Source organism: Mycobacterium sp. (assembly GCF_052145595.1).
GTDB lineage: Bacteria > Actinomycetota > Actinomycetes > Mycobacteriales > Mycobacteriaceae > Mycobacterium.
In genome coordinates this window covers 1-3,326 of sequence record NZ_JBKQOI010000252.1, presented here as the reverse complement: position 1 = coordinate 3,326, position 3,326 = coordinate 1, and the positions used below count along the sequence as shown (strand labels likewise).

Below are 3,326 nucleotides of genomic sequence, written 5' to 3'. Positions count from 1 at the left end.
GGAATGGAGGCGGCACTGCGTCCCGCGGCTCATGCTCGATGTGTGCCCACTGATGGGGCGCGAAATACCACGACCACCTGCCCTTGGTGTAGCCAATCTTGAGAACGGCGCCCTCGGTGTCGAAATGAAGGTCGTCTCCGTACGTGTTCTCGCTGCCATCGGCCCACACGACTTTGAACGTCATAGCCGCACGCTACCGGGCTGAGCGGGCCTCCTCTGCTCTGCTCGGGAAGCAGGGACGAGTTTTACGATTCGTTAAGCGGCTTGTTTCAAATGGGCCATCCCCCTTTCAGGATGAGGCCATTGATGCAACGATTCCTCCCATGGGTGAACGCGATGCTGCCCAGGCCGTGGCGCTGATCCGGGCGTTGTGCGATCTGCTGGACGAAATGACCCGCCAGCTGACCTGGCTGGAACACCGGGATGCCCGGGGGGAAGCAGCCGCCCTGAGGCAAGACATCAACGAAGCACAAACCCATATCAACGGGCTACAACGTCGATACCTGAACAGCGACAGGCACGCCCCCGCGCGCCAACTCGCCAAACAGGCTCGCTGAAACGGTAGCCCCTTAGGTGAAGTGACGGCGCCGGGCGCCCGGGCCTAAGTTTCGCTGTCGCGCACCCACCGGCTGGGCCCCTATTCGTCGTCTACGTCGTCCAAGTCGTCGAAATCTAAGTTCAGGGGGTCGTCGCTGTGAGGGTCTACCGCGTACTGACACCAGTAGCCGGGGCTGAAGTAAATGTTGTCCGAATGCTCCACGTCTTCCCCAACCTGGACCATCAGGATCCCGTCCTGGACGCCAACGCTGAATGCGTTGGGGTACTGGACAAAGCCGTCAACGGTTCGAATGTGAACGTCATAAGTCACGACCGGAGTCTCGCATGAAGCCTGACACAAACGGATGGCCACAGCTTGCCGGGAGTCGACCAAAGGGTGAAGTCCCGACGCCCACACCCGGAGTCGCGCTTTCAGGAGCACCCGCTTACATGGATTCGCCGGCCGGCTCCGACGCACACACTTACCGGCGGCGGTGGTGGGGGCGGAAAGTCCTGCGGCAGCGGCGCGTAGTCGGCCGGCGGTGGGACATACGTGTTGACAGTATCGGCAACGTTGGTGCACCCGCTAACTGAAATACGCCTGCCGACGCTCGCGCAGACGTCGGCGTTGGCCACGCCGGACGGTTGCACGACGGCATACACCTCAGGAATCGACGCAAGAGCCAACACCGCGATCCCCGCGGCAGTCCAAGACCGCCCCCACAGATTCATCGCAATCTCCTTCCCGTCACGGCCGTGGCTTCTTTTGGTCGAATTGTGAACTGGCAATTGTCGTCAGCTTTGGGACATGGTCACGTCCCGCGGCCCGATCGCTTAGGGAGTGGCGCCGCCCTGCCCAAGTAATGGAGTCCACTGGCAACGCTGCCTGATGTCAACCAGCGACTGACGGATGCCCTCAAGGTCGGCTTGCTCCTGCGGGTTGGCGTTGAAGTAGTTCTGCACGTCGTCGCGGATCTGATCTTTGGGCTGATCCTGAAGGCCGGTGTAGAACCCGTTCACGTCCGGGTGCATGAACAGGTAGGTCGAGAGCGCCGTCGCAACACCGGCCGCGACACCGGCTACGTCCGCAGCGGTGCAGTCGGGCGGCCGGGGCGGCGGATCAGCCGCGGCGTTCCCCGCGGTAGCACATAACAGCGTGCCGGCAACCGCGCCAGCGCCGATCGCGCCGACTACCACTCGGCGCGGAATGATTATCTGCGAGGAACATAACTGGCTCCTTCATCCGGTAATCCACCTGGCCGCAACCGACCGCGGTCGTCGCCCGGCTCAAGCTAAGCAGATTCAGATAACCGCTTTTCCGCGATACGGCGGATTAATCCTCAGAGCCGGCTTTTCACCTCGTGAAGGATGATGCTGTGCGGATGGCCGGCCAGCCCCGGCGACGACGATGACCACACCTGCTCGCGCATGAACGTCCGGTAATTGTTTGCGGCCTCTGCTGTGTCGAAGAAGAGAAGTTCCACGATGTAGTGCGGGTCGTCCTCGGCCTGAAGGACGTGCGTTTCGGTGACGCCAGCCTGCTCCCGCACAGGCGCACGGCTGGCGAAATCCCGAAGCCATGTGTCGAGGTCGGCGATCGGGTGTTGGATGTGCAAGACGGGCATCGCCAAAGTGTTGCAGATGCAGCGAGGTGGCTGCGAACGCAGCGAACTACACCGCGACCGTCAGTTCCGATAAACCGCGCAGCGCGAGGTTCTTCTTGTACTGCGGCTCGCTGTCCAGCCGCGCGTCCGGGAAGCGCGCTGTTATCGCCGACAGGGCCATGCCGGCTTCCAGCCGCGCCAGCGGCGCGCCCAGGCAATAATGCACACCGCGACCAAATCCCAAGTGCCGCAACACCCCACGATCCGGATCGAAGGTGTCGGGTCGGTCGAACTCGGCCGGATCACGCTGAGCCGCGGCCAGCAACAGCAGCATCGCGTCGCCCGCGGGCACCTCGATTCCCCCGATCGTCATGTCGTCGGCGGCAGTTCGGCCGACAAATTGCGTGGGCGGGTCGTAACGCAGGGTCTCCTCCACGATCGGTTGGCCGGGTCCATCAGCCGCAGCAGCAACCCTTGTGATTCGGCCTGCTCGGTCGGCGCGGTCGTCACGCCGACATTGTGCCCGACGCGCGTGAACATCGCCGGGCCAGCGACGCACAATGCCGACGCGATATCCCGACCAAGCGGGGCAGATGACCTGCAACCCATGCCGATTTCCGGCTACGACCAAGTGACTAGATCCGAATCACATTGCGGCTGTTGGTGATCGGATAGGGCGCCGCGTTCACACCGAGTGAAACCCCGGCTTTTTGGGAGCGGTCTGACCGTACTGGGGACAGTAGGCTTGTATGGCAGCTCCCGTGAAGTAGGCGGCATCCACCGCCGGCCAGTTGGTCGCGGCGGTCACCTTGGCGACCAGATCCGCGTTGCTGGTGTTGGGGTTGTCGTTGAGGGTGCCACAGACGACGGTCTTCGCGACCGAGATTGCTTTATCGGGTGCGCCGTAATTCATGCCGGAGCTGTTGATGTTGGCTAAAAATGCGTCGTCAGTGGTGTCCGCGTAGGCCGGCGCAGCCAACCCTATGGCGAGGACCATCAGCGCTACGGCTCTTCTCACGATGACACCCTCCTAATTGAATTCGATGGCGGTCTCCGGCGTGACCTCGGCGATGATGGGACCAATGAACACGATACCGATCCCCGCGGGGATGATGCTTGCGGTGGATTACCACATCAGGTCGCCGTGGCTGAAATAGGGCCCACCCGCCGGGTCGTATTGTGAGT

General features: G+C 62.5%; 6 protein-coding genes and 2 pseudogenes. 1 reads left to right on the top strand and 7 read right to left on the bottom strand.

Annotation, left to right across the window (positions count from 1 at the left end):
• A pseudogene (locus ACLP4W_RS22000) lies at positions 1 to 184 on the bottom strand (hypothetical protein); the annotation flags it as partial.
• Positions 185 to 323: 139 nt separating this feature from the next.
• Here ACLP4W_RS22000 and ACLP4W_RS21995 point away from each other — a divergent pair.
• Entirely contained in the window at positions 324 to 557 is a 234-nt protein-coding gene (locus tag ACLP4W_RS21995) for a hypothetical protein (RefSeq protein WP_442389538.1), read from the top strand.
• Between the two features lie 80 nt (positions 558 to 637).
• Here the strand turns inward: ACLP4W_RS21995 and ACLP4W_RS21990 are convergent, their stop codons facing one another.
• From ACLP4W_RS21990 to ACLP4W_RS21965, 6 genes and pseudogenes are all read right to left on the bottom strand, one after another.
• A complete protein-coding gene (locus ACLP4W_RS21990) occupies positions 638 to 868 on the bottom strand; it encodes a hypothetical protein (RefSeq protein WP_442389537.1) in 231 nt (76 codons plus the stop codon).
• A 101-nt stretch (positions 869 to 969) separates the two neighbouring features.
• Positions 970 to 1,269 carry a hypothetical protein gene (locus ACLP4W_RS21985; RefSeq protein WP_442389536.1) on the bottom strand — a complete coding sequence of 100 codons (300 nt, stop codon included), beginning with the start codon at positions 1,267 to 1,269 and terminating at the stop codon, positions 970 to 972.
• A 102-nt stretch (positions 1,270 to 1,371) separates the two neighbouring features.
• Positions 1,372 to 1,734 (bottom strand): hemophore-related protein, encoded by a 363-nt coding sequence (locus tag ACLP4W_RS21980; protein ID WP_442389535.1) that lies wholly within the window; start codon positions 1,732 to 1,734, stop codon positions 1,372 to 1,374.
• Positions 1,735 to 1,877: 143 nt separating this feature from the next.
• Positions 1,878 to 2,162, bottom strand: coding sequence for a hypothetical protein (locus ACLP4W_RS21975; protein WP_442389534.1), 285 nt, complete (start codon positions 2,160 to 2,162; stop codon positions 1,878 to 1,880).
• A gap of 46 nt (positions 2,163 to 2,208) precedes the next feature.
• Positions 2,209 to 2,583: pseudogene (locus ACLP4W_RS21970) on the bottom strand (cytochrome P450); the annotation flags it as partial.
• A 243-nt stretch (positions 2,584 to 2,826) separates the two neighbouring features.
• The gene (locus tag ACLP4W_RS21965) at positions 2,827 to 3,159 is read right to left on the bottom strand and encodes a DUF732 domain-containing protein (protein WP_442389533.1); all 333 of its coding nucleotides are present in this window, start codon (positions 3,157 to 3,159) and stop codon (positions 2,827 to 2,829) included.
• Between the last annotated feature and the right edge of the window lie 167 nt (positions 3,160 to 3,326).